Raw genomic sequence first — 1,437 nt, 5'->3', positions numbered from 1 at the left:
GGCGTATTCAACAGGTCTTTTGTAATATATTTCGTCACATAACTACTGATTTTTGATTTAGAACGCATCATTTGCACATTTGAAAAGCCATGTTCCCAATCTGAAGAGTTATAAATTTTTTGATTATTATACGTTTTACCTGAATCGACTAAATTCGGCTCTAAATTACCTGTAACCATATGCCAATGAATCAGTCCACTTTTGTGACGCTCTGGTATCGCTATGTACATGAACGGCTCATCACTTTTACGATTATGTCTTGTACGCATTTTATTTAACCACTTACGCATTTCTTCAAAACGATATTCATCTTCTACAGCGTTTTCACATTTTTTTGGATCGAATGTAAGCGTCCAAAACATATCGAAATGATTATTTAGTACCAAATCTTTAATTTTTGTTTTAACGCTAAACATATACTCTTTTTGTCTTTGTAAACGTTCGTCTTCAGTCAATTTCGCATAAGAATTAGACGTATTTTTTTGTATTAGATAATTATTAGATTTTCGACGCTTATTTTTATATTTTATGACAGTCAAACGCCCGTCGTTATAGGCTTTTAACTTATATTTATAATCATCAGTGTAGTCGCAAATGTGTGTGCCAAGTTGCGGGTATGTCAAGTAAGGGTCCCGCAACCTGCTCCACATAAAATTTTGATACTCCATCCAAATTTTTGGGTCATCTTCAACAAACTTTATTTTATTTCTCATAACAAAAACTCCTTCTCAATTTTGAATTGAAAAAGAGTTACAACACTTCCTGGTTTATCAACTTGATTTTATAAACTGAATACAGTATCATACAGGTTGATAAGCGGATGTGTTACAACACAAACTTTGGACGGTGGGTGCTGTAACTCTTTTTTATTGGTTTAGCTATATAATAGCACTAAGAGCGTGTACGGTCTAACACAGACTGTGCACGCTCTTTTTTATTTTTATTCCAATTTCCTTTTGGACTTGGAACCTTTGAGCTATATGTTTTTTAGTTGGTGTTAACTTGGCTTAATCCCAATTCAAACACCACCAACTTTTACAGACAAGCTGTAATAACATATAGCTCTTTTCCAAAGTCAAAAGTTTTCTCGGCATAAACGATTATCAAAATATACGTTCAGACGCTCTCAGACGCTCATAGTTCACTTGTACGTGATTTTACAGTGTATTAACACCTCTAGACGCTCTCGCGTCGTTTTGTAGCTCTGAGCGCTGCCCAAACGCTTAACGGGTTCCACCCTTGCGTTTTCAGAGCTACAAAACACATTAACGCACCCAGAACACCCAAATATCACACACATTATTGCTGTAATTAGGCTTTGGAACGACATCATACTCATTCTTCATAAACTTCATCACAGAATCATCAGACACGCCATATACAGTTGGCAACGTTAAATTATTACTACTCCAATACTTACGCTTATTCTTTCTTGCT

The 1,437-nt window shown here is 35.3% G+C and carries 1 protein-coding gene; it reads right to left on the bottom strand.

Annotated elements, in window-relative coordinates:
- Positions 1-713, bottom strand: a 713-nt coding sequence (locus JV528_RS12990; RefSeq protein WP_239477191.1) for a rolling circle replication-associated protein, incomplete at its 3' end; no start/stop codon positions are given.
- Between the last annotated feature and the right edge of the window lie 724 nt (positions 714-1,437).

It is taken from the genome of Staphylococcus sp. GDB20D11A (assembly GCF_016893255.1).
In the GTDB taxonomy this organism is placed as follows: Bacteria; Bacillota; Bacilli; order Staphylococcales; family Staphylococcaceae; genus Staphylococcus; species Staphylococcus aureus.
This window is presented reverse-complemented; position numbering and strand designations above follow the sequence as displayed.